At 60.3% G+C, this 24,147-nt stretch carries 19 protein-coding genes; 10 read left to right on the forward strand and 9 right to left on the reverse strand.

Annotated features, from left to right (window positions below):
• The first annotated feature begins 51 nt into the window (after positions 1-51).
• On the forward strand, positions 52-1,275 hold the full coding sequence (locus I6G90_RS05505) for an EAL and HDOD domain-containing protein (protein ID WP_197930116.1): 1,224 nt from the start codon (positions 52-54) through the stop codon (positions 1,273-1,275).
• Here I6G90_RS05505 and I6G90_RS05510 read toward each other — a convergent pair.
• Positions 1,272-2,447 carry a thiolase family protein gene (locus I6G90_RS05510; protein WP_197930117.1) on the reverse strand — a complete coding sequence of 392 codons (1,176 nt, stop codon included), beginning with the start codon at positions 2,445-2,447 and terminating at the stop codon, positions 1,272-1,274. The genes I6G90_RS05505 and I6G90_RS05510 overlap by 4 nt on opposite strands.
• A gap of 122 nt (positions 2,448-2,569) precedes the next feature.
• Between I6G90_RS05510 and I6G90_RS05515 the strand changes: the two genes are divergently transcribed.
• Positions 2,570-2,962, forward strand: coding sequence for a MerR family transcriptional regulator (locus I6G90_RS05515; protein ID WP_005360322.1), 393 nt, complete (start codon positions 2,570-2,572; stop codon positions 2,960-2,962).
• Between the two features lie 107 nt (positions 2,963-3,069).
• On the opposite strand, the gene rplY is transcribed toward I6G90_RS05515, so the two are convergent.
• The 5 genes from rplY to I6G90_RS05540 form a co-directional block, all read right to left on the reverse strand.
• On the reverse strand, positions 3,070-3,357 hold the full coding sequence (rplY, locus tag I6G90_RS05520; protein WP_033136429.1) for a 50S ribosomal protein L25: 288 nt from the start codon (positions 3,355-3,357) through the stop codon (positions 3,070-3,072).
• Between the two features lie 116 nt (positions 3,358-3,473).
• Complete coding sequence (locus I6G90_RS05525) at positions 3,474-4,352, reverse strand: hypothetical protein (RefSeq protein ID WP_197930118.1); 879 nt, start codon at positions 4,350-4,352, stop codon at positions 3,474-3,476.
• Positions 4,353-4,448: 96 nt separating this feature from the next.
• A complete protein-coding gene (gene hrpA, locus I6G90_RS05530) occupies positions 4,449-8,375 on the reverse strand; it encodes an ATP-dependent RNA helicase HrpA (RefSeq protein ID WP_197930120.1) in 3,927 nt (1,308 codons plus the stop codon).
• Between the two features lie 239 nt (positions 8,376-8,614).
• Positions 8,615-9,037 carry a CBS domain-containing protein gene (locus I6G90_RS05535; RefSeq protein WP_042060467.1) on the reverse strand — a complete coding sequence of 141 codons (423 nt, stop codon included), beginning with the start codon at positions 9,035-9,037 and terminating at the stop codon, positions 8,615-8,617.
• Between the two features lie 114 nt (positions 9,038-9,151).
• Positions 9,152-10,429, reverse strand: coding sequence for an HD-GYP domain-containing protein (locus I6G90_RS05540; RefSeq protein WP_197930122.1), 1,278 nt, complete (start codon positions 10,427-10,429; stop codon positions 9,152-9,154).
• 804 nt (positions 10,430-11,233) lie between these two features.
• Here I6G90_RS05540 and I6G90_RS05545 point away from each other — a divergent pair.
• The 8 genes from I6G90_RS05545 to I6G90_RS05580 all read left to right on the forward strand — a co-directional run bounded on the left by I6G90_RS05545 (position 11,234) and on the right by I6G90_RS05580 (position 20,665).
• A complete protein-coding gene (locus tag I6G90_RS05545; RefSeq protein WP_232254415.1) occupies positions 11,234-12,772 on the forward strand; it encodes an arylsulfatase in 1,539 nt (512 codons plus the stop codon).
• Positions 12,773-12,920: 148 nt separating this feature from the next.
• The gene (locus I6G90_RS05550; protein WP_197930124.1) at positions 12,921-13,898 is read left to right on the forward strand and encodes an AAA family ATPase; all 978 of its coding nucleotides are present in this window, start codon (positions 12,921-12,923) and stop codon (positions 13,896-13,898) included.
• A gap of 8 nt (positions 13,899-13,906) precedes the next feature.
• The gene (locus tag I6G90_RS05555) at positions 13,907-14,905 is read left to right on the forward strand and encodes a DUF58 domain-containing protein (protein WP_197930126.1); all 999 of its coding nucleotides are present in this window, start codon (positions 13,907-13,909) and stop codon (positions 14,903-14,905) included.
• Positions 14,902-15,426: a DUF4381 domain-containing protein gene (locus I6G90_RS05560; protein WP_232254416.1), complete on the forward strand. Its 525-nt coding sequence runs from the start codon at positions 14,902-14,904 to the stop codon at positions 15,424-15,426. The genes I6G90_RS05555 and I6G90_RS05560 overlap by 4 nt, the downstream gene beginning before the upstream one ends.
• The gene (locus tag I6G90_RS05565; RefSeq protein WP_197930128.1) at positions 15,419-16,465 is read left to right on the forward strand and encodes a vWA domain-containing protein; all 1,047 of its coding nucleotides are present in this window, start codon (positions 15,419-15,421) and stop codon (positions 16,463-16,465) included. The genes I6G90_RS05560 and I6G90_RS05565 overlap by 8 nt, the downstream gene beginning before the upstream one ends.
• Positions 16,458-18,176, forward strand: a complete 1,719-nt coding sequence (locus I6G90_RS05570; RefSeq protein ID WP_197930130.1) for a VWA domain-containing protein — start codon at positions 16,458-16,460, stop codon at positions 18,174-18,176. Before I6G90_RS05565 ends, I6G90_RS05570 begins: the two co-directional genes overlap by 8 nt.
• Entirely contained in the window at positions 18,166-19,557 is a 1,392-nt protein-coding gene (locus I6G90_RS05575; RefSeq protein WP_197930132.1) for a BatD family protein, read from the forward strand. Before I6G90_RS05570 ends, I6G90_RS05575 begins: the two co-directional genes overlap by 11 nt.
• A 172-nt stretch (positions 19,558-19,729) precedes the next feature.
• Positions 19,730-20,665 carry a LysR family transcriptional regulator gene (locus I6G90_RS05580; RefSeq protein ID WP_197930134.1) on the forward strand — a complete coding sequence of 312 codons (936 nt, stop codon included), beginning with the start codon at positions 19,730-19,732 and terminating at the stop codon, positions 20,663-20,665.
• Here I6G90_RS05580 and I6G90_RS05585 read toward each other — a convergent pair.
• Genes I6G90_RS05585 through I6G90_RS05595 form a run of 3 tightly spaced genes read right to left on the reverse strand, consistent with a single transcriptional unit; the run spans position 20,662 to position 23,911 of the window.
• Positions 20,662-21,459 (reverse strand): formylglycine-generating enzyme family protein, encoded by a 798-nt coding sequence (locus tag I6G90_RS05585; RefSeq protein WP_197930144.1) that lies wholly within the window; start codon positions 21,457-21,459, stop codon positions 20,662-20,664. The genes I6G90_RS05580 and I6G90_RS05585 overlap by 4 nt on opposite strands.
• Positions 21,460-21,493: 34 nt before the next feature.
• On the reverse strand, positions 21,494-22,603 hold the full coding sequence (locus tag I6G90_RS05590; RefSeq protein WP_197930146.1) for a tetratricopeptide repeat protein: 1,110 nt from the start codon (positions 22,601-22,603) through the stop codon (positions 21,494-21,496).
• Positions 22,604-22,612: 9 nt separating this feature from the next.
• The gene (locus tag I6G90_RS05595) at positions 22,613-23,911 is read right to left on the reverse strand and encodes an anaerobic sulfatase maturase (RefSeq protein WP_197930148.1); all 1,299 of its coding nucleotides are present in this window, start codon (positions 23,909-23,911) and stop codon (positions 22,613-22,615) included.
• Between the last annotated feature and the right edge of the window lie 236 nt (positions 23,912-24,147).

Genomic DNA, 24,147 nt, shown 5'->3' on the forward strand with positions numbered 1-24,147 from the left:
AGTGTTCTGCAACACCATAAAATCAACCCAGTACCCATACTGGAGCAAGGCATGTATTCCTACGTAGCAAGACAGCCGATCCTCGACAGAGACCTCAATACCCATGCCTATGAGCTGCTCTTTCGCGATAGTCTGAATAATGTCTTCCCGAGTATCTCCTCCCAGCAGGCGACATCACGCCTGGTGGTCGAACAGTTCCTGCAACAGAATATCGATCAGCTGTTGGGGGGCCGCCCCTGCTTTATCAATTTCCCCCACTCACTGCTGCTGGAGGGATTGGCAGAGTGCCTGCCGCCCGAAAAAGTGGTGATCGAAATTCTGGAAGATTCCCCACCAGATGATGCCCTGCTGGAAAAGGTGAAGCAGTTGCACACGCTGGGTTATCAGCTGGCACTCGATGACTTCACCATGTCACCGGATTGGGAACGCTTCCTCCCCTTTATCCACATCATCAAGTTTGATCTGCGCGCCACCACCCTGCTGCAGATCAAGGTGTTTATCCAGCGGCATCAGACGCTGGGGCTCACCTATCTGGCGGAAAAAGTGGAGGACAAGGCAGAGTTCGAGCGAGTCAAACAGCTGGGGATCCAGCTGTTCCAGGGTTTTTTCTTCAGCCGACCCGAGATGGTCAAGCAAGCGACCATGGAGCCGGCGCAAGTCGTGGTGATGCAGTTGCTAAATGTGGTCAACGAGACAGAGCCTGATATCAACAAGATTGAGCAGCTACTCGGTCAGGATATCTCCCTCTCGCTCAAGCTGCTGCGCTACGTCAACCACCTCAAAAGCCATACCAATCCCATCTCGTCATTTCGCCAGGCAGCCATTTATCTGGGCAACACCCAGCTAAAGCGTTTTGTCTCGCTGGTGGCGGCAACCAGTGCAGGCAAGGGCAAGAGCGCCGAGCTCTACCAGATGTCGATGATCCGAGCCCGATTCTGTGAGCTGCTGGCCCATGCTCACGCCCCGACCCAACAGGCACAACAGGCCTTTATCACCGGTCTCTTCTCCCTGCTGGATGTGCTGATGGAGCAACCGATGGACAAGCTGCTGGGCACTATCCCCCTTATCGAGGATATTCGGCTGGCGCTGCTGGAACGCAAAGGCAATCTCGGTTTCTACCTCGCGTTTTGTGAAGATTACGAAAATGCCAACTGGTCAAGAGTCACGGCCAGAACCGCAAAGTTAGGGCTCAACGAGGATAAGGTGAGTCACCTCTATCTGGCCGCAACCACCTGGGTCAACGAACAGCTGCTGGCGATGGAAGCCACCGACTAATTCGTCTCGTCATTCACCTCGACCGCGATGGCGGTCGCCTCCCCGCCTCCGATACAGAGTGCGGCCACGCCCCGCCGCAAACCCCGTTGCCGCTGCGCGGCGATCAGCGTCACCAGAATGCGCGCGCCACTCGCCCCCAGCGGATGACCGAGCGCACAGGCCCCACCATGCACATTGACCTTGTGATGAGGGATGCCGACCCCGCTCATGGCCAGCATAGTGACCATGGCGAAGGCCTCGTTGATCTCGAACAGATCCACCTCCTCCACCGACCATGCCAGACGCGCCAGCAGCCGTGAAATGGCGCCAATGGGTGCGGAGGTAAATTCGGCGGGCAATGCCGCGTGGCTCTGATAACCGACTATCCGTGCCAGCACAGGTACCTGCCAGGCTTGCGCCGTGGCACCATCCATCAATATCAGCGCCGCCGCACCGTCCGAGATGGAGCTCGAATTGGCCGCCGTTATGGTACCCTCCTTGCCAAACGCAGGCTTCAGGGTCGGGATCTTCTCCGGTCTGCCCTTGCCCGGTTGTTCGTCCTCAGCCAGCAACACGCGATCACCGCGATAGACGCTTGTCAGCTCGGACAAAAACGCACCGGCTTGCTGTGCATCGCGGGCACGCTGCAATGACGCAAGGGCAAACTCATCCATGACACTGCGGGTCAAACCGGCCTGATCGGCGCTGCGCTGGGCATGTATCCCCATCAACTGGCCGTCATAGGCATCTTGCAAACCGTCGAGGAAGAGGTGATCCAGCACCTTTTGATGCCCCATCCGAAAGCCGCTGCGGGCATTATCCAGCAGATAGGGGGCACGACTCATGCTTTCCATCCCCCCCGCCACCACCACCCGGTTATCCCCCAGACGAATGGTATCCGCCGCCAGCATCACCGCCTTCATGCCGGAGCCGCACACCTTGTTGATCGTGGTAGCGGGCACACCATCTGGCAGCCCCGCTTTCAACAGCGCCTGTCTGGCAGGCGCTTGCCCCACGCCCGCCGCCAGCACATTGCCCATAAACACTTCATCGACCTGCTCCGGACGCAGCCCGCTTTGCTGCAGTGCCGCCTCGATGGCACAGGCTCCCAACTCAGGCGCCGTTACCTCAGCCAATGCCCCCTGAAATGCCCCCATCGGAGTCCGTTTCGCCGCCACAATTGCAATATCCATTTGCCAGCCTCTGTTTGTTACATGGCCATAACATAGGGGTTCTGACGCGATGGAACAAGAGTTGCAGTGCAGTTTACGTTTAGGTAAGGTGCAGACAGGATTTAGTTCGCCAAGAAGTCTGTATGAACAACAAGGATGAAGGACGGCGCTTCAGCATCAGTGAGCTGGCCCGGGAATTTGATATTACGACGCGCAGTATCCGTTTCTACGAGGATCAGGGGTTGCTCAATCCCGCCAGAGAGGGACAGACCCGCATTTACAGCAAGCAGGATCGGGTTCGCCTCAAGCTCACCCTGCGCGGCAAGCGGCTCGGGTTCAGCCTCGCCGAGATCCGCGAGCTGTTCGATCTCTATGATGCCGACAAGAGCAGCCGCACCCAGCTGCAGACCATGCTGGGACTGGTTGAGGAGAAACGGGAGACACTGCAACAGCAGATGGAAGATATCAGGATGGTACTGCTGGAGCTGGATGCCGCCGAGCAGCGCTGCCAACAGGCGCTGAGCCAGCTGGGATAACCGGCTTGCGGTGGCGGATCAGGTAGCCCTTTCAGCCCGCTCACCAGATGCCAGATAGCAAAAAGCCACTCCTGAGAGTGGCTTTTCTTCAACCTGACGGTTCGCTATTAAACGCGAACGAAGTCCAGGTGGATCAGCTTGTAACGTACCGGGTGACGCTGGATGGCTTTCACTTTTACGTTAACTTCTTCACCGTTGATAACCAGAGTCAGTACAGACTCATAGAATTCCGGCTTCTCTTGAGCCAGAACCATTTTCTTGTGGTCAACAGTGATGGACAGGGCTTCTTTGCCTGCACCGTAAACGATGGCAGGAACTTGGTCAGCTTGACGCAGGCGGCGGCTCGCACCTTTCCCCAGGTCAGAACGGACTTCAGCTTGGAATACGAAAGACATAGTGTGTATCTCTTTTGGATGAATTTATGGTGCTAACTGCGACCGGTCAGCACCTCGCAAAACGAGCGCGAATACTACCACGGGCCAAATTCGGATACAAGGTACCGACTCTGCATTTAGCGCCCCTGCTCCAGCCGGGCAAATTGCTGCTGACGCTGGGCCGGGCTCAGGGCATCAAACTGCGCCAGGGTCTCGGCGCGCGGGCAGTAAAGACCCTCCCCCGTTCTGACCCGAATGCTCTTGCCAAGCCGCGGTTGATTCTCCGCTACCAGCGCCAGCAAATAGCTGTAAGTATCGACCCCATGGGCGCTGGAGAGCTGATTGGCAATGCGCCACAGGGTCTCCCCTGCCGCGACCTGATGACACACGGTTTGTGGGCCGCCGGCTGCCGGATCCGAGAGGGTGAGCATGGCGTCACTGCCTGCGGATAAGCTGGCCGTGCTGCTGGCGAGCGCCATTCCCCCCCCAATCAACGCATCTGCGCCAGTCATCCCCGCGGTGCGAAACGTCACGCCTAGCTGAGCCAGCAGAGGTTCGCTCTCGTCGGTGTCGGTGGGAATATCGACACCACCGAACGCGGCTTGGGGAGTACGGAATTCGGCAATAAAAGGCGCGATGGATTGCGCGCTATAACGAGGGAAACCACTCCCCTGCTGCACGATTGCACCAGCCGCAACCGCCTGGCCCGGGGCGACCCCGTAAGCCATCTCGTCGATGCGCCGCAGCCTTGCCAGATAGGTTTTGGAGAGCTGCGCCTCCCCCTCGAACAGATCGAAGGGAGGCACCAGCCGGGCGGGAAAGAGGATCTGCCAGCGACCATGCTTCTGCTTCTGGGCCAGCGGCGGGAACTGATTGCCACGCCAGGCCACAAACATCGCAGGCGGAGTACGCGCCAGCGGGTAATATTCCGGGTTCAACTGCACCCAGGTTTGTTCCGCGATGGGTTGATAACCGCTGATCACCACCTGCGCCACACTCAACCAGATCCCCAGCATCCTTGCCTCCCTGACTTGCGGTTTGAAAGGCGCCAGCTGCCTGGCAACCCCTTCTCATCACGCGCTATCGTGCTGTTAAAACAGTTAGATAGCAGCTTAGCACTGAGCGATGGCGTTAAGCACCCGTTTATCGGAGACCGGATACGGAGTCCCCAGATTCTGGGCAAAGAACGACACCCGCAGCTCCTCAATCATCCAGCGGATATTGGCTACTTCGGCCGGGATCAGCTGGGATTTGGGGATCTTGGCCAGCAGCGCCTTGTACTCGGACTCCACACTCTGCACCTTGAGCATGTAGACCCGATCCCGATTGGGATCGATGGCCAGCTTCTCCAGACGTCGCTCGATGGCACGCAGATAGCGCAGCAAGTCAGGCAGTCGCTGCCAACCAGTCTCTGTGACGAAGCCCTTGTGGATCAAATTGCTCAGCTGCAGCTGGATATCCGACATGGCAAAGGCGGTGTCGAGCTGCATCTTGCCCTTGAGCCGCTTCTTGATCTCATGGGAGAGGGTCAGTACGGCTTCCACCTGCTTGGCCACCTCTACCACCGCATCGTTGAGCTCGGCGCGAACGTACTCCTTGAGCGCCTCGAAACCGGCTTCGTCCCAGGCCAGCCCGCCATGCTGCTCGATCAGCTTGTCGCAGCCACAGGCGATACAATCGTCAATCAATTCGGCCACCTTGCCAAAGGGGTTGAAATAGAGCCCCAGCTTGGCCTTGTTGGGCAACTTCTCCTGCAGGTATTTAATGGGAGATGGCACATTGAGCAGCACCAGTCGGCGCTGGCCGGCCCACATCAGCTGTTGCTGGGCCACCGGGCTTTCTACCAACTGGATGGAGACCGAATCTTTCTCATCCACCAGCGCCGGATAGGCTTTCACTTCAAAACCACCGCGCTTCTGGCTGTACTCTTGCGGTAACTCGCCAAAGCTCCACAGGGTGAGGCCGGACTGCTCGATATCGTCGTCAGCCACCTGGGAGAGGGTCTCCTGCACCTTGCCGCGCAGGGATTCTTTCAGCGCCTCCAGATCTTTGCCTTCCGCCACCTTCTTGTGCTTGTCATCGACCACCCGGAAGGTGAGTTTCAGGTGATCAGGCACCGCATTCCAGTCCCAGGATTCGCGAGGTACAGTGACACCGGTCATGCGTCGTAGCTGGCGCTCCATCTCGTCCAGCAGCGGCCCCTGCTCGGGGTTGAGGGTGGCGAGCAGCGCGTCGGCGTAGTTCGGTGCCGGCACGAAGTTCTTGCGCATCGGCTTGGGCATCGACTTGATGAGGGCGACCAGCAGCTCATGGCGCAGCCCGGGGATCAGCCACTCAAACCCTTTCACTTCCACCTGATTGAGCAGCGGCAGCGGAATATGCAGGGTTACGCCATCGGCGGCCTCCCCCGGTTCAAACTGGTAGCTCAGCTTGAGCTTGAGTCGCCCCTGCTGCCAGAAGTTGGGGTAGTCGAGATCGCTGATATGGGCGGCATCCCCCTTCATCAGCATCTCTTTTTCGAAGTTGAGTAGCTCGGGATCCTGCTTTTGCGCCTCTTTCCACCACTTATCGAAGTGGCGGGCGGAGATCACCTCCTCCGGCAAACGGGCATCGTAGAAGCGGAACAGATCCTCGTCATCCACCAGGATGTCGCGCCGCCGGGATTTGTGCTCCAGCGCTTCCACCTCGGCCAACAGCTTGCGGTTATCGCTGAAGAAGCGGTGGCGGGTCTCGAAATCCCCCTCCACCAGAGCGCGGCGAATAAACAGCTCGCGGCATAGGGCCGGATCGAGGCGGCTGAAGTTGATGGTGCGCTCATTGACCAGCGTCAGGCCATAAAGCGTCACCTTCTCCTTGGCCATCACTGCGCCATTTTTCTTCGACCAGTGGGGGTCGCTGTGATGCAGCTTGATGAGGTGACCCGCCAGCGGCTCCACCCATTCCGGCTCAATCCGAGCGTTGATGCGGGCGTAGAGACGCGAGGTCTCTACCAATTCTGCGGCCATCACCCACTTGGGCGGCTTCTTGAACAGACCCGATGCCGGGAACAGGTGGAAGCGGCCGTTGCGGGCGCCAAGGAACTCGGGCTTTTCCAGATCCTTGTTGCCGATGTGGCTCAAGAGGCCGGTCAGCAGCGCGCAATGTACCGTCTTGAAATCCGCCGGTTCATGGTTGGCTTTAAAACCCAGCTCTTTGACCGTCTGGCGCAGCTGGAAATGAATGTCCTGCCATTCGCGCACCCGCAGGTAGGAGAGGAACTCCTTCTGGCACATGCGGCGGAACGGGTTGCTGCCGAGCAGATCTTGCTGCTCTTTCAGGTAGTTCCAGAGGTTAACGAAGGCGAAGAAGTCGGAATCCTTGTCTTCAAAGCGTCTGTGTTGCTCGTCGGCGGCCTGCTTTTTCTCCATGGGCCGCTCGCGGGGATCCTGAATACTGAGGCCCGCAGTGATCACCATCACTTCGCTCAGACAGCCGGTTTGCGCCGCCGTGATCACCATCTTGGCAAGCCGTGGATCAAGGGGGATACGCGAGAGCTGGCGACCGGTTTCGGTCAACTGCAGTTTCGGCTCCTGATCCCGGGTGGCGGGCAGCTCTTTGACCGCCTCCAGCTCTTTCAACAGGGTCAGGCCATCCTTGATATGGCGTGACTCCGGCGGCTCGACGAACGGGAAGGCCTCCATATTGCCAAGGCCAAGCGCCAGCATCTGCAGGATGACCGATGCCAGGTTGGTGCGCAGGATCTCGGGGTCGGTAAAGGCCGGGCGGTTGTTGAAATCCTCCTCGGAGTAGAGGCGGATACAGATACCGTCCGCCACCCGGCCGCAACGCCCTTTACGCTGGTTGGCACTGGCCTGGGAGACCGGCTCGATAGGCAGGCGCTGCACCTTGGTGCGCCATGAGTAGCGGCTGATACGGGCGGTACCCGGATCGATGACGTAACGAATGCCCGGCACCGTCAGCGAGGTCTCCGCCACGTTGGTGGCCAGCACGATGCGCCGACCGGCATGTTGCTGGAACACCTTGTTCTGCTCGGCGTTGGAGAGTCTGGCGTAGAGCGGCAGCACCTCGGTATCGCGCAGGTTGAGCTTGCGCAGGGCATCGGCAGTATCACGGATCTCCCGCTCGCCATTCATGAAGATGAGGATATCCCCCAACCCTTCGCGGGCCAGCTCTTCCACCGCATCGAAGATCCCCTGCAGCTCGTCGCGCTCCTCCAGCGCCTCACTCTTGTCTGCGCTCTTGTCGCCGCTCTTTTTATCAGCAAACAGCGGACGATAGCGCACCTCGACCGGATAAGTGCGACCGGAGACCTCGATCACCGGCGCCTTGTTGAAATGACGGGAGAAACGCTGCGGGTCTATGGTGGCCGAGGTGATGATCACCTTGAGATCGGGGCGCCGTGGCAGCAGTTGCTTGAGGTAGCCCAGAATGAAGTCGATGTTGAGGCTGCGTTCGTGGGCCTCATCGATGATGATGGTGTCGTACTGGGTGAGCATCCGGTCATTCTGGATCTCGGCCAGCAGAATACCGTCAGTCATCAGCTTGATGTGGGTCTGCTCGCTCACCTGATCGGTAAAGCGCACCTTGTAACCCACGTAGTGGCCGAGTTCGGACTCCATTTCCTCGGCAATACGGGCCGCCACGGTGCGGGCTGCCAGACGACGCGGCTGGGTGTGGCCGATAAAGCCCTTCACCCCGCGCCCCAGCGCCAGACAGATCTTGGGGATCTGGGTGGTTTTGCCCGAGCCGGTTTCGCCCGCAATGATCACCACCTGATGCTCACTGATCGCCTTGGCGATCTCCGCCTGCTTCTGGCTGACCGGCAGGTTGTCCGGATAGGTGACCCTGGGTACACCGGCCAGACGGGCTTGATACCGCGCTTGCGCGGCATCCAGATCGGCGGCGATGGTCTCCAGCACGGCGGCCTGTTTGCCTTCAGGTAGCTTCTTGACCCCGTGCAGACGGCTGGAGAGGCGGCGGGCGTCGAGATTCATGCAGGCAGAGAGACGGCGGCGCAGCGCCTCGATAGAGAGAGACAAGGTACGAATTCCTTAATTGGTGCCCAGAGGGGCCATATCGATAAGCTGGGAGCGATCCTAAAGAGCGAGTGGGGACGGTGCAAGCCTTAACGTAGTGCAAGGCATGGGAATACAGAGCGATTGGTCGATCCTCATACCTGGAAAAACGTTCTTGGTAAGATGGCATAACATGAAAAGTGTGCGGTTTCCCAAATAATCAAGGCAAGCCGCAGCTTGCCTTGGAAGAGAGGGAAAGAGGATCAACCGTGAGTGTTGTGGACAAAACAGGTGGTGAGCTGGGCGTGAATGGCCTGCATCACGTTGTGGCGATTGATGACCCCGAGCAGGCGTCCCTCCTCTACCACCGGATAGATCTTCGGCTTTTGCCCCATCATCATCTCTGCCAGGGTCAAAATGCTGGTATCGGGCCTCACCGTCAGCACTTCTTTGCGCATCACATCCTTGACCTGTGCCACCTGCTCGCAGTGGTAGGCCTCCTTGAGCATCACGGCGATGCAGTCCTGCTCGGAGATCCAGCCGATCAGATGGCCCTTCTCATCCACCACCGGCCCCCCCAGCTGATGGCTGTTCAGAAATTTTTCGACCGCAGATTGCACCATCATGTCGGCTGTGAAGGTGATGGGTCTGCTCTGCATATAATCCTTGGCTTTTAGCGATTCCATATCTGTCCCCTAATGGTCATTCAAGCTCTCTTCTGCATACCGATACGGCATTCTGCACGGCTTGTTCCAAGCATAGCTGGCTCACTGCAAGATGGTTCAGTGACCAACCCTCCCTCAACATATTGCATGCACCTCCTCGCGAGTCGGGATCGCCGCCATCATCATCTGCGGCAGGTGGTCAGCCAGCACCGCCACCACGGCGGGATCGACCCGTCCCTGATCCGCCAGTTGTTGCAAAAAGGCCAACGCATCACGAGCTGGCAACCCGCGTCGGTAAGGTCGGTCCTGCACCATCGCCTGAAAGATATCGGCCACCCGCAAAATACGCGCTTCCGGCGCCATGGCGGATGCTGGCAGATGGAACGGATAGCCCTCCCCGTCCGGCTCCTCATGGTGATAGGCCGCCCAGCAGGCAATCTCTTCAAAACCCTCGATGTGGCGCAGGATCTGGTAAGTCTCGAAGCTGTGGGCCTTGATAACGGCACGCTCCTCTTTCGTCAGGCTGGCAGGCTTGTCGAGGATTTCATCCGGTACCCTGAGCTTGCCCAGATCGTGCAATAACCCGGCGATCTCCAGCATGTCGCAGTGAATGGCACCCACCCCCATCTGTTCCGCCAACGCACGAGACAAGCGACTCACCCCGAGAGAGTGGGTCATGGTAAAGGGGCTCTTGGCATCGACGATGCCGGAGAAGATCTGCGCCAGCGCCTTCAACTCCCCGTTGAAGGTCAGACAGGGCTCCCGCTCTTTCAGCATCTCCAGCATGTAATCGTTGATCGCGCGAGCTTCCAGCTGCAGCCAGAATGCCTCCGAACGGGACGCCTTGAGGAAAGCATCCAGTAACTCGGGGGCAAAAAACTCACCGCTGCATGCCTTCAGTCTCTCCCGGATCTCGGCAGTGTGCATCAACAGCGATCCGTCAGCGTAATAAGGGGCAGCCAGCGCATCACAACGATCCACCAAAAAGATCAGGTTGGCCTGACGGGCAACCCTGGGATCCACATCTGCCATCTCGTGCAACAGGTGCCAGTGGGTATGGTGATAACGGATGGGAAGCGCCAGCGGGGCCAGCAAACGGAAATCCTTGAGCAGCTGATACCCCACCTCGCAGTGGCGCTGGGAGGACTCCCAATCGAACTCGCTGACCAGATGGTGATGGGTAGTGGTCGAGGAGACACCGATATCATGCAGCACCCCCAGCTCGAACAGCAGACAGCGCTCGGCTTCACTCATCCCCAGCACCCGGCTGCACTCGGCGGCCATGATCCCGACACGTTTACCGTGGGCCACATCGCCAATGCCCACCAAGTCCAGCGAGGCTGACAGGGAATAAACCACCTGTCTGAGATCTACTTGCAACGAAAAGGGGGCTGCGCGTTGTACTCTGTCCATGATCCGTATCCCATGGGATGTGATAGTTGAAGGTTGGAGTCGTTTTGCTCCTTACTGTCTATCAATTTAGTCAATGGCACGCGCCTTTGCCTCACCCTTTTCGGCGGATATCGGCCCCAACATTCACAGACTCGCACTCACACTGAAGCGCACGGCTTGCGATAAACCGCATTCTCAATCTGTCCATTATTTTTCAGTTAAATAATGAACGTACCAGGCCGCCTGTTCGATGGCTAACTGACTCATATTTAAAAATGCGGGCGAGCTTAATAAACCACCACCGTGCTTTGCTTAAGTGTCAGTTAATTTAAATTAAAGTGTCGCTCTGGCAAAAATACCCAATAAACACGGCTGTTTATTTCCCCTGATTTGAATACCGCTTTATTACCCGAGATGTGAGCCCTGTCACCCCGCCCATTAAGCAGCACCCGTTGACGACAGGGCCCCGCACCGCCTGTGCCCCTTGTGTTGTATGGGATAGCGCTCCCAAGCAGGCTAAAAACACACCGGATAACCAGCAGTTATATTCGCTATAAGGCGACAGGGAGATAACCGCTCAATAGAGTGAAACTGTTGAACGCTGTTTTGTGGAAACTGATGGGTCAACCCGACGGATTTCGCCCCGCTATTTTCCGGTCAAGGTGAGCTACGAGATAACACCACGCCTATCTATGTTATTGGTGATGGCTGATATTTCCGCCCTGTCGATAGGTATTCCCGGTTTTCATCAGACCGCTTTGTGTAAACATTCACATCAGATTAGGAGTTGAGCCAATAATGGCCATTAATTTAAACAAAATAGCAATGAGCCTTGCATTAATGGCCACTGCCGGGAGTGCCGCAGCCGCCGCCAAACCCAACATTCTTGCGATCATGGGTGATGACATCGGCTACTGGAACATCAGCGCCTACAACCAGGGCATGATGGGCTACCAGACCCCGAACCTGGACCGTATCGCCAGCGAAGGTGCGGTCTTTACCGATCATTACGGTCAGCAATCCTGTACCGCCGGTCGCGCCGCCTTTATCACCGGTGAAGAGCCGTTCCGTACCGGTCTGTTGACCATCGGCATGCCGGGCTCTACCCAAGGTATTGCGGAGTGGACTCCCACCATCGGTGATCTGCTCAAGGAGCAGGGTTACATGACCGCTCAGTTCGGCAAGAACCACCTGGGTGACCGCGATCAGCACCTGCCGACCAAGCACGGCTTCGACGAATTCTTCGGTAACCTCTACCACCTGAACGCGGAAGAGGAGCCGGAAACTTACTACTACCCGAAAGATCCGGAATTCAAGAAGAAGTACGGCCCGCGTGGCGTGATCAAGGCCTCTGCCGACGGCAAGATTGAAGATACCGGCCCCATGACCCGCAAGCGCATGGAGCATGCTGACGAAGAGTTCCTCGAATCCACTCTGGCGTTCATGGATAAAGCGGTCAAGGCCAAGAAGCCCTTCTTCATCTGGCACAACGCCACCCGTATGCACGTCTGGACCCGCCTGCAAGAGAAGTATCAGGGCAAATCCGGCGTCAGCATCTATGCCGATGGCATGCTGGAGCACGATGACCACGTAGGTATCCTGCTCAACAAGCTGGACGAGCTGGGTGTCGCCAACAATACCATCGTGATCTACACCACCGACAACGGCGCCGAAACAGCTACCTGGCCGGATGGCGGCACCACGCCGTTCTACGGCGAGAAGGGCACCACCTGGGAAGGCGGAATGCGGGTACCCCAGCTGGTTCGCTGGCCGGGCGTGATCAAGCCGGGCACCAAGGTCAACGCCATGATGGCGCACCAGGACTGGATGCCGACCCTGCTGGCTGCCGCTGGCGTGCCGGACGTGAAAGAGAAGCTGGCCAAAGGCTACAAGGCCAACGGCAAAGAGTGGCGCGTCCACCTGGACGGCTACAACTTCATGCCGTACCTGTCTGGTAAAACCGAGACTGCACCGCGCAACTCCATGCTCTACTTCTCTGCCAACGGCGAACTGAACGCCGTGCGCTGGAATGACTTCAAGCTGAACTTCGCCACCATGCAGGGCAACATCTCCGATGCCACCCGCGAGATCCCGAACTGGCCGCAAATCATCAACCTGCGCGCCGACCCGTTCGAGAAGGCACCGCACGAGTCAGGCATGTACATGCGCTGGATGGGTGACAACATGTGGCTGTTCGTCCCGGTACAGGGCATCCTGAAAGGGTTCTTCGACACCCTGCCAGGCTACCCGATGCAGCAGAGCTTCCAGATGAACCCGGCCAACATCAGCTCCCAGAGCCTGATGCTGCAGGGCAAGCTGGCAGAGCTGGACGCACTCAAGCAAAAAGTCGCCACCATCAAGTAAGGTGCTGACGCCAACGCCCATCAATGTATTGATGGGCGTTTTCACTTTCCGCTCCGCTCCCCCCGAACCGTGCGGAAAGTGAAAACCGGTTGGCGCCCCTGCCAGCCCCCTCGCTTTGCCTCGTTATATGCACTCAGTGGAAACCGCTATGAACCCCTTGCAACAACAGATCTCTCAACTCATCGAACAGGTTGGTCAAAGCGTGGTCGGCCAGTCCCATGTGATCCGCGCCTTGGTCATCGGCCTGCTGACCAATAGCCATGTGCTGCTCGAAGGTCTGCCCGGTACCGCCAAGACCCGCTCGGTCAAGGCGCTGGCCGAGGCGCTCAACGCCAGCTTTGGCCGCATTCAGTTCACCCCCGATCTGCTCCCCTCCGATGTGACCGGCACCGAGATGTATCAGGAGCACGAGGGGGCCCACCAGTTGCGCTTCCAGCAAGGCCCCATCTTCAACAGCATCGTACTGGCCGACGAGGTGAACCGCGCACCGGCCAAGGTGCAGGCCGCGCTGCTCGAAGCCATGGCCGAGGGCACCGTCACCGTCGGTGACAAGAGCCACCGCCTGCCGGAACTCTTTATGGTGCTGGCCACCCAGAACCCCATCGAGCAGGAGGGCACCTACCCGCTGCCGGAAGCCCAGATGGACCGCTTCGCCCTCAAGGTGTCGGTGGCCTATCCCGACGACGAGGCAGAGCTTGCCATCATTCGGCTGGTGCGGGCCGAAGAGCGTGGCAACCACCAGCAGGGCGCACGCTTCGCCCCCCTCTCCCCCGAGCTGATCCTGCAGGCTCGGGCCGAGCTCTCGGCCATGACCATCTCGCCGCTGGTGGAGCACTACATCATCGCGCTGGTGATGGCGACCCGCCATCCCGACCGCTATCCAGACGCCGATCTGGCGCAGTGGCTTGCGGTCGGCGCCAGCCCCCGCGCCTCCATTGCGCTCGACAAGTGCGCCCGCGCCTATGCCTGGCTACAAGGCCGCAACCATGTGCTGCCCGACGATGTACGCGCCATGGTGCCCAGCGTACTTGGCCACCGCTTTACCCTCAGTTATGACGCGCTGGCACAAGGGGTGGATCACCAGCAGGTGGTGATGGCGCTGCTCGATCACGTTGTCATCGGATAAGTGACGCCATGAATCCTCGCACCTTATCTCATGACGGGCTGACGCATAGCGGGCTGACACATAGCGGACAGCCGCCCGGTGGCGACCCGCGCATTCATTGTGATTACCTGACGCTGGTGCGGCTGCAGGGACTGGTTGGCCAGTTTTCGCTGCTGCCACGGCTCAATAGCGGCAGTGTGCTGTGCGGTCGCCATCAGTCCCGTTTTCGCGGCCGGGGGCTCAACTTCGAGGAGCTGCGCCACTACCAGCAGGGGGATGACATTCGCACCCTGGACTGGAAAGTGACCCTGCGTACCGGTCGCCCCCATGTGCGCAGCTACAGCGAAGAGAAAGATCGCCACGTGATCCTCTGTGTCGATCAGCGCAGCAGCATGTTCTTCTCCTCGGTGGAGGTGATGAAGTCGGTGGTGGCCGCCGAAGCGGCCGCCCTGCTCGGCTGGCAGGTACTGAAAGAAAATGATCGGGTCGGACTCGCCATTCTGCATTGCGACGGCGTGGAGTGGCTGCGGGGCCAGCGATCCCGTGGCCACTGGCTGGCGAGGTTGCGCCAGCTATGCGCCGCCAATCATGCCCTCTCGGTGACCAGCCATGACAGCGAGGCAGGCGGGCTGGGCTCGCTGCTGGCGATGCTGGGCCGCCTCAAGTTGAAAAATGCCACCCTGATCTTTCTCAGCGACTGGTCAGGCGTCACCGAGGCCGAGCTGACCCGCCTCAACTACTTGCAGCAGCACAACGATGTGCTGGCCCTGCATATTGCCGATCCTCTCGAAGCGACGCTCTCGACAACCACCGCCAATGCCCCCTGGGTGGTCGGGGATGGTCAGTACCAGCTCAATATCGCCCCCCATCAGTTACCCATGCTGGATCAGGGGCTGGCTCGCCAGCAACAGCTGAAAAAAGATCAACTGGTGCGCTTGATGGCGCTCAAGAGCTTGCCCCTCATCTGCCTCGACACCAGTGGCCACCACCTCGCCCATCTCATTACCGCCTTGGGAGGAACTCAGTGACGATCCACAAGCTACCCGGCACCTATATGCTGCGCGAATTGCAGGATGTGACCATGCCTGACGCCATCAGCTGGCAACCGCAAACCGCAGGCTGGCTGCTGCTTGCCCTGCTCCTGGGCGCGCTGGCGCTGCTCTGGCTCTATCACAGGGTGCAGAGCTGGTGGCAGCAGCGTTACCGCCGTGAAGCACTGGCGGCCCTGCGCGCCATCAACTGGTCTGATGCCGGGGCCAGTCTGGGGCTGTTTCATATCATCAAGGCGGTGTTGACCCACCTTGATCCCCGGCACGCCAAACTGTTTGGCATGGCCCTGCTGCAGACCCTCGACAACGCCCTGCCCGAGCGGCAGCCCCGCTTCGCCACCGAGTTGGGGGAGCGCTGGCTGGTATCGCTGGTGTGTGATCAGGTGGTGTTGAGCGTCAGTGATCAGCTCTGTCTGGTTTCCCTGTGCAGCGACTGGCTTGCCCATCACCAGCCCCCCGTTCACACTGCCTCGCTGGCGGCGGAGGCCCGCCATGCTTGATGCCGGTCTCGAATTTGCCCATCCCCACTGCTTCTGGCTGCTGCCCCTGCCCCTGCTGGTGTTTCGCCTGATCCCGGCCTATCGCACCCGGCAGAGTGCCATCAAGGTGCCCTTCTTCACTCTGCTGATTGAGCTGCTGGATGAGCCGCCGCAAGAGGGGGCGACCCAGCTCACCCCCAGCTGGTGGCAACGGGTCGCCCTGATCACCGTCTGGTTGCTGGCGGTAGTGGCGCTGGCCAAGCCCACCATCTATGGCCCACCGCAAGTGCGCGAGCGGTTCGGGCGGGATGTGATGATCGTGCTGGATCTCTCCGGCTCCATGGCCGAGACCGATTTTTCCCCCGATCCCGGCAAGCCGATCAGCAGACTGGATGCCGCCAAAGGGGTGCTGGAACAATTTGCTGCAACGCGCGAGGGGGATCGACTCGGGCTGATCCTGTTTGGCGATGCTGCCTTTATCCAGGCGCCGTTTACCGCCGATCTCGACACCTGGCAAGCCCTGTTGCAGGAGACCGATGTCGCCATGGCGGGTCAGAGCACCCATCTGGGGGACGCCATCGGGCTGGCGATCAAGGCGTTTCGCCAAAGTGATCGCAATGAACCGAATGCCCAGATGGCCAGCAAACGGGAGAAGGTCGTCATCATCCTCACTGATGGCAACGACACCGGCAGTTTTGTCAGCCCCCGCGATGCGGCCCGGGTGGCAGCGGTCAACGGGGTGCGGCTGCACGCCATCGCCATGGGGGATCCGGCCACCGTCGGCGAACAGGCCCTCGATCTCGACACCCTGCAGCAGTTGGCGACCCTGACCGGTGGCCAGCTGTTTCAGGCCCTCGATCAGGCGCAACTGACGCGCGCCTATCAGGTGATCGGTGAGCTGGAGCCACAACGCTACGAAAGTACCCGTTTTCAGACCCGCGAAAGCCTGCACCACTACCTGATCGCCGCCTGCGTCGGCCTTTATCTCGGTCTCTTTTCCCTGTTGACCCTCAGGCGTTATCGCCTGCGCCCTGCTCGCCAAGGAGACACCCATGATTGACACCCTGTTCTGGCAACAGCTCTGGTTGAATGCCCACTTGCTGCGTCCCTGGTGGCTGCTCGCCTATCTCCCCCTCATCGCCATCATGGTGCTGCGCTGGCGCATGGACGAGGCGGGCAACTGGCAACGGCGCCTGCCTGCACATCTGCGCAAGGCGCTGACGCTGGGTGAAACCGGCTGGAAAAAGAATCTGCCCCTCAAGGCGCTGGCGCTGTTGATGGGGCTCGCCATCCTGATCTGCACCGGCCCGACCTGGAGCCGCGAGCCCTCCCCCTTTGGCGAAGATCAGGGGGCGCTGCTGATCCTGCTCGATAACAGCGACTCCATGCTGGAAGAGGATATCGCTCCCAACCGGCTGGCGCGGGCCAAGCAAAAGATCAACGACCTGCTGGCGACCCGCGGCGGCGGACGCAGCGGTCTGGTGGTGTTTGCCGGCTCGGCCCACACCGCCATGCCGCTGACCCGCGACACCGCCGTGTTTGCCCCCTTTCTCGCCGCCATTCGCCCCGAGATCATGCCCAAAGCGGGCAAGCATACCGAACAGGTGATCCCCCTGCTCACCGATCTGCTGGCCGATGAGCGAGGCAGTACCGTGTTGCTGATCAGCGACGGCATCAGCCCGTCCGCCATCGCCCCGCTGGCCGACTATTTCCGTGGCCAATCCCACCAACTGCTGATCCTGGCTGCCGGCGATCCGGCGCAAGGCGGCAAGCGCCCGCTGGATCTCGCTTCCCTGCGGCAGCTGGCCAGCGACAGTGATGGCTCCCTGTTTACCATGACGGTCGATAATGGGGACGTCGCGGACATCAACCGCGCAGTGGCTCGCCACTTTCAGATCCACAGCGACTCCCTGATGCCCTGGCAGGACATGGGCTACTATCTGCTGTTTCCAGTGGTCGCCCTGCTGCTGCTGTGGTTTCGCAAGGGCTGGCTGGTGCAGTGGAGTCTGGTGGCGGCGGTCGGTCTCTCCCTGTTGCAGACCACGCCGGCGCAAGCCACCACCTTCTCGCTGGCACCGCCTGAGCCGCAAGCGCCAACCAGCAACCACTGGGCTCAGGGGCTGAAACAGCAGTGGCTCGATCTCTGGCTCACCTCGGATCAACAGGGGCAGTGGTACTTCCAGCAGGGCGACTATCTGGAAGCGGCGAAACACTATGCGGATCCCTTCTACAAAGGGGTGGCCTACTACTATGGCGCCGAGTTTGCGCTGGCCCAGTCTGCCTTCCTGCAAGCCGACTCCGAACAGGCGCTGCTCTATGCCGGCAACGCCCTCGCCAGACAGCGCGAATATCTGGCCGCCCGCAGCCTGTTCCGGCAACTGGCGGATGAGGCGAGCAACCCCGTGGTGCGCAATGCAGCCGCCAACAACTATCGGGTGATGTGCGGGATCGTCGACGAGATCAATCGTGCCAGCCAGAGCCAGACCGGCACCCCGGACGGCCCGGATCACTCCCGTGAACTGCCCGAAGATGAACCGCGCACCGCCGAAGGAGCCGAGGAGAAAGTCCCCGCCGCCCTGATGGAGCGGGAAACCCTGACGGCGGATCAGATCCTGGCCAATCCGGCCCAGGCCGAAAAATGGCTGCGCCGGGTCGAATCTGACCCGGGCGACTTCTTGCAGGCCAAATTCCGCCTGCAGTTGCAGGAGCAGCAACAGCGATCACGTCAACCGCGGGTCGCCAGCCACGAGGAGCCTGCCCATGCGCACTAACTACCGGATGCAGATCGCCATCACCCTGTTGCTCGGAACAATGTTGCTCGGGGCCATGCTGCCCGCGACTGCCGCTGCACAGGAGCACGCGCCAGCGGCTCAGGTGACCCTCAATAGCTGGCTGAAAGATCAGGGAGAAAACAATGCCCCCTATGCCGTCAACCAGCAGATCACCCTCTATCTGGAGCTGGCCACCAACCGCTGGTTTACCGCCGGCACCCGCATCGGCCAGTTCGAGCTGCCCGGGGTCATGGTCAAACAGCGCAGCACACTGGCGACCAACTTCACCCAGCGCCAGGATGGCGAAACCTGGTCGCACCAGCGCTGGGAGCTGACTCTCTATCCCCAACAATCCGGCCAGTTCGAGATCCCCGCCATTGCGGTGCGCGTCACGGTCGCCCAGCCGGATGGGAGATCGCAGCCGCTCACCCTCACCACCCGGCCCCAACGCTTTGCCGCCGCCCTGCCCGACCCCGCCCTGACGGTCGGCGGTCGCTGGCTGAGTGCCAGCAACCTCACCCTGAGCCAACGTTGGCAGAACTCTGCAGATGACCAGGCCGACGGCGAGCTGCGGGTGGGGGATGCCATCACCCGCACCGTCACCGCCAACGGGCAGGATACCCTCTCGGTGCTGATCCCGCCGCTGATCCCGGCGTACGATGACGATGAGCGGGTGCAGGCCTATCCGGCGCAAGCCCGGCTAGACGACACCCAGGAGCGGGGGGAGTACCTCTCGTCGCGCGAAGATCAGACCACCTATATCGTGCAGCGCGGCGGTGAATTAACCCTGCCCGCGCTGGAGCTGAGATGGTGGAACAGCCAGACCCGCCAACTGGAGACCCTGACGCTCCCCGGCCAGAACTTGCGGGTGCGCCACACGCCCGCCTCCTGGCTGGCGGCCTATGGGCCCGGGCTGGCTGCGGTGGCGGGCGCGCTGACCCTGCTGGTGCTGGTGCTGTTGGCCATCGCCCGCTACTACCGCCACCGCCCTCGTCCGCTCGGCTGGCAATACGGCGCCGCCATCTGGCGCCAACAGTGGGGAACGGTACGGGTACTGGCCTATCGTTATCTGCGCAGCAAACAGGGGACGCTGGAGCTGGGCCGCGTCAGCTGCGATCCAGCGTGGCAACAGCAGCAGGCCGCCTTCCAGCAAGGGACGCTCGATCGGGTTGGCTCGCTCAGGATGGGGTGGCGCCTGCTGGCGCACCTGCGACTGCCCAAAGGCCTGCGTGGCGCGCAGCTGCGCCGCTATATTGGCTGGCGAGCGGCCCTGCCAAGCCTGGCAAAGCCGGATGACAGCACGACGACCGGCGATCACTCTGCCAGCCACGCATCCGCCAGCAACTCGGCCACCAGCAATAGCGGCAATAAAGAGGGATAACCGCAACCCCTTCTGTGGTTGTACCTGCAGGCGCTCTTCATTACACTGCCGGAACTGGATACCGGCCAGCGGGCCGCGCCAAGTGATTGGTGTGGCACGCTTTCTCTCCCTTGCTACCAAGCAACCTTTGCGGCCGCGTGATCGATCCCACGGACATGTAACGAGGCCCCCTTTGCTTGATATCCGCAGTACCGAGCTGAATCTCATCCCGATCTTTGTCGCCATCTATGAAGAGCGCAGCCTCTCGCGGGCGGCGACGCGCATGGAGATCAGTCAGCCCGCCGTCAGCAAGGCCCTCAAACGGCTGCGGGAGATCTACGACGATCCCCTGTTTCACCGCAAGGTCGCGGGGATGGAGCCCACCTCCTTTGCCATCGACATCTATCCGGCCATGGCGGCGGCGCTGAAGAACTTCAGCTCGACCCTCTCCACCTCCCGAGCGTTCAACCCGCGCACCTCCCAGCGGGTCTTCTCCATTGCCTGCATCACCCTGGTCAGCGCCCGGCTGATCCCGGCCCTGCTGTGCAAGATCCGCGAGCAGGCTCCCGGCATCGCGCTGGAGGTACATCCCCTCTTTACCGAAGATATGGAGAGCGATCTGCGGATGCAGCGCTATGACCTCATCATTGACATGACCCAGAGCGGGCGCAGCATGCTCAAGAGCGAGGTGCTCTATGCAGAGCAGGTGAAGGTGGTGTGCGCCAGCGACCACCCGCGACTGGGCAGCGACCTGACGGTGGAGGCGTATTTTACCGAGGAGCATGTGGCGCTGGCCCAGTGGCAGGTACGGGGCAGCATGATCACCGCCGAACACCTGCCGCAAATGGCCAATCGAAATATCGTGGTACGGGTACCGAGCGCCATGGAGATGCTGCCCATCATTGCGCGCAGCGAGATCATCGGGGTATTGCCCCACTCCACCATAGAGACCTTTGCCGGCATCTATGACGTGCGGGTACTCCCCTTTCCATTTGATGAGTCGGTGTTCAGTCTGTCGGCCATCTGGCACCCGAGCCGGACGGCCGAGGCGGGCCACCGCTGGTTGCGCCAGCAGCTGTTCGAGGTGGTCAGCGAGCTGGGGCTGACCCCCTCCATCGAACAGCCCTAGCGGGCATCACGCACCAGGCGCAGCCCCATGTCAGCCATCATCACCGACTGGCTGGCAAAATCGCGCCGGTAGTTCTCGCAAAGCTCTGCCTCGTAGGAGTAACTGCCCCCTCGCACCGACTTATGGGCGAGGTGGATCTTGCTCTCCTGAGCGTTGTTCGGGTTATCTTGCGGGCTGTGGCGGTAGAAGGTCTCTTCAAAGGCATCGACCACAAACTCCCCCACATTGCCGGTCATGTCGTAGATCCCCAGCTCGTTGGGCTTTTTCAGCCCCACCGGATAGGCGCGGTTCTTGGCGTTGTCGCTATACCAGGCCACCTCGTCAATCTGATCGGAGCCGCTATAACGATAACCCCGACTGAGCTTGCCCCCCCTGGCGGCATACTCCCACTCCGCCTCGGTGGGCAGACGGTAAGTGCCACCGGTCAACGCGTTAAGCCGCGTCACAAACAGATTGGCCTGCTGCCAGCTGAGGTTGTTGACCGGTACGCTGGGTGACTGGAAGTAGCTGATGGAGGGCCCCATCACCGCTTCGAACAGGGCCTGGGTCACCTCGAATTTGGCCATGTAGAAGCTGTTGACCGCCACCGTGTGTACCGGCCCGTCAGCAGGTTTGGCGCCCGGTTCTTCTGAACCCATCTCGAAACGGCCTCCTTCCACCAACACCATGTCCGCTTCAATCTTCTGCTGCAGCGGATGGATCGGCTTGTTGGCATGGTGCCAGAGGGTACAGCCCGCCACCAGCAGGGTGGTGGCCAGCAAGGGAATCGCAAGTTTGAATGGCGTGTAGTTCATCATCTGACCTGTGCAGTAAAAGAGAGCGCAGCCGTTATTGGCCAGCCAAAACCGAAGGATTGCCCGCTTGGCCCGAGCGCTTGCCGTTAAGCTCGGCCAGCACCTCGGGGGGCGCTATCTTGCCAAGTTCGCTCATGCAGGCATCACTCTTGGGGTGAGCGTGGCGCAGATAGATATCGCACACCGCATAGAGCTGCTCCGGCGCACCGGAGATCCGGTAGGCCAACTCGAACGAACCGGTGGCCTTGTCGAGATCCAGCGGCTCTTGCAGCACTCCGTTGAGATACCAGAAGTAGCTGTTAGTGCCAGCGAGCTCCGCCGCCTGCTCCATGGTCGCCGCAGCGGCTGTTTTATCGCCGAGCCGGACTTGCGTCAGCGCCTTGGCGTAATGGAGGCTGGCATTCTCCGGCAGCGCGGTGAGCCCTTTGTCGAGCACAGCCAGCGCCTCGGTATCCCGTTGCTGGGCCCGCAAGTTGTCAGAGAGGCCAAGCCAGAGCTGGGGATTGTCGGGCTGATTGGCAAGCAACTGTTCGTAGCCCGCCTGCGCCTTGGCCCATTGGCGGGTCCAGCGATAGAGATCTGCCTGCAACTGTTTCAACGCTGGATCCGGCTGTTTGGCGAGATAATCGCTCACCTCCGCCAGCGGCTGGCGCATGGCGCGCAGTTGGCCCTCATCCATGGCGCCATAATCGCGCGCCAGATTGAGGGTGGCCACGCGACGCACCTCGGCACTGCTGTCTGTGAGCAGCGGCGAGAGCAGCCGCCAGCGGTGCGCAAACTGATAAGGATCTGCGGCAATCACCGCCGCTTCGCGCACCAATGCATTCTCATCACGCAGGCTTCTGGCCACCGCCACCAGACTGTTTTGGTTCGGGTAAGCAGCCAGCTGGCGCAGGGCATCGGCCCGTTCCACCGCTGGCAGGGAGATATCCTGGGCACTATAGGCCCACTGCTGGATCTGCGCTGCCGAGATCTGTGCTGCCGAGGGCGCCGCCGCAGATTGTGCGACCACCGGGGGCGTCTGCACCACCGCAGCCGACGGCTCGGCCGCTAGCACATGACCCGCACAGACCAGCCCAAGGGCCAACCACAGGGGGCGCACCGCCCCCGCCAACGGACGACGGCCATCACGCATCTTCAACATATTCACCCCTTATTTCACCAGCGGCTTGTTGATCACCGCATCGCGGTATTTGCCATGCGCCACCGGATAACCGGCGCGGCGCAGGATATAGGCCATCGACTGATCGATGTGGTTGAAGAACTTGTGCCATCCTGCGCAGAGGTAGTTCAGACCCGCCTCCCCCTCGTCAGTGCGGATAAAGCGGTTCTTCGGGCACTCGCCATAGCAGGCAAACTGGTAGTCACACTGCTGGCACTGACGGGTCAGACTTCGTGACTTGGCAAAGCCGAACGCTTGCTGATCGGGGGAGTAGGCCAGCTCGCTGAGCGGCTGATGGTGGATATTGCCGATCTTGTACTTGGGATAGACATAGTGGTCGCAGGCGAACACATCGCCGTTGGGCTCCATTGCCAGCCCCTTGCCGCAGATCTCCCCCAGGGTACAGAGGGGGTTCTTGCGTCCCATCCAGGTCTCGACACACGCCTCGAAATATTGCACGAAGACCCGCCCCAGATCCCGCTCTGCCCACTCGTTGAAAATAGTGATGAGAAAATCCCCCCACCCTTCGGCCGAGACGCACCAGGGCTCGACCACCGAGTTCTTGTGCCACGGATTGAGGCGCTTGTCCCCCTGCCGGAGCTGCTCCTGCTGCTGCCAGGTCTGGGGCGCGGTGGTGCGAAAGCTCTTCTGCTCGACGATGGGGATAAACTGCATCTGGGGCGACTTCACCTCGTCGCGCAGGAAGCGATAGACCTCCAGCGCATTCTTGCTGGTGAGGTTGTTGACGCAAGTCAGGGTGGCAAACTTCACCTTGTACTTGTGCAACAGCGCCACCGCCGCCATCACCTGCTTGAAGGTGCCACGGCCGGCGCGGTTGACCCGATAGGCGTTGTGCAGCAGCTCGGGGCCATCGATGCTCAGGCCAATGAGGAAGTTGTTGGCTGCCAGAAACTCGCACCACTCGTCGTTGAGCAGGATGCCGTTGGTCTGCAGATCGTTGGCGATCACCACCCCTTGCGGCTGGTATTTGCGCTGCAACTCGACCACCTTGCGAAAATAGTCGAGCCCGAGCAGGGTCGGCTCGCCCCCCTGCCAGGAGAAGATGATCTCGGGGGTATTCTGCCCCTCGATATATTGGCGGATATAGGTCTCAAGGGTCTGCTCGTCCATCTCGGGAGAGCACCCCTTCTTGTATTGCAACAGATCCTGCTTGCTGAGGTAGTAGCAGTAAGTGCAGTCGATGTTACACACGGCCCCGATCGGTTTGGCCATCACGTGCATCCGCTTGGATGCCTTGCCGTTGAACTGTGGACCCTGAGTAATCACCATAACTGCACCACCTGAAAAATTGTTGTTTTGAGGTGTGCAGTCTAAAGGCTCGTGCTGTCACGCGCTTGTTATACCCCTTATAACCAGAAGGCATGGGGCACCCGTGGGTAGAGGGATCGCTGGCTCCGGCAGCCAGCTGACAACGCTGCATGACACCACCATAACCGGCCATCAATACATCGCGTTGGAACGCGTGCTCAACTACTGTTAAAAGCATGCTGAACAACGGGTTAGCG

The organism is Aeromonas allosaccharophila (genome assembly GCF_016026615.1).
Classification (GTDB): domain Bacteria; phylum Pseudomonadota; class Gammaproteobacteria; order Enterobacterales; family Aeromonadaceae; genus Aeromonas; species Aeromonas allosaccharophila.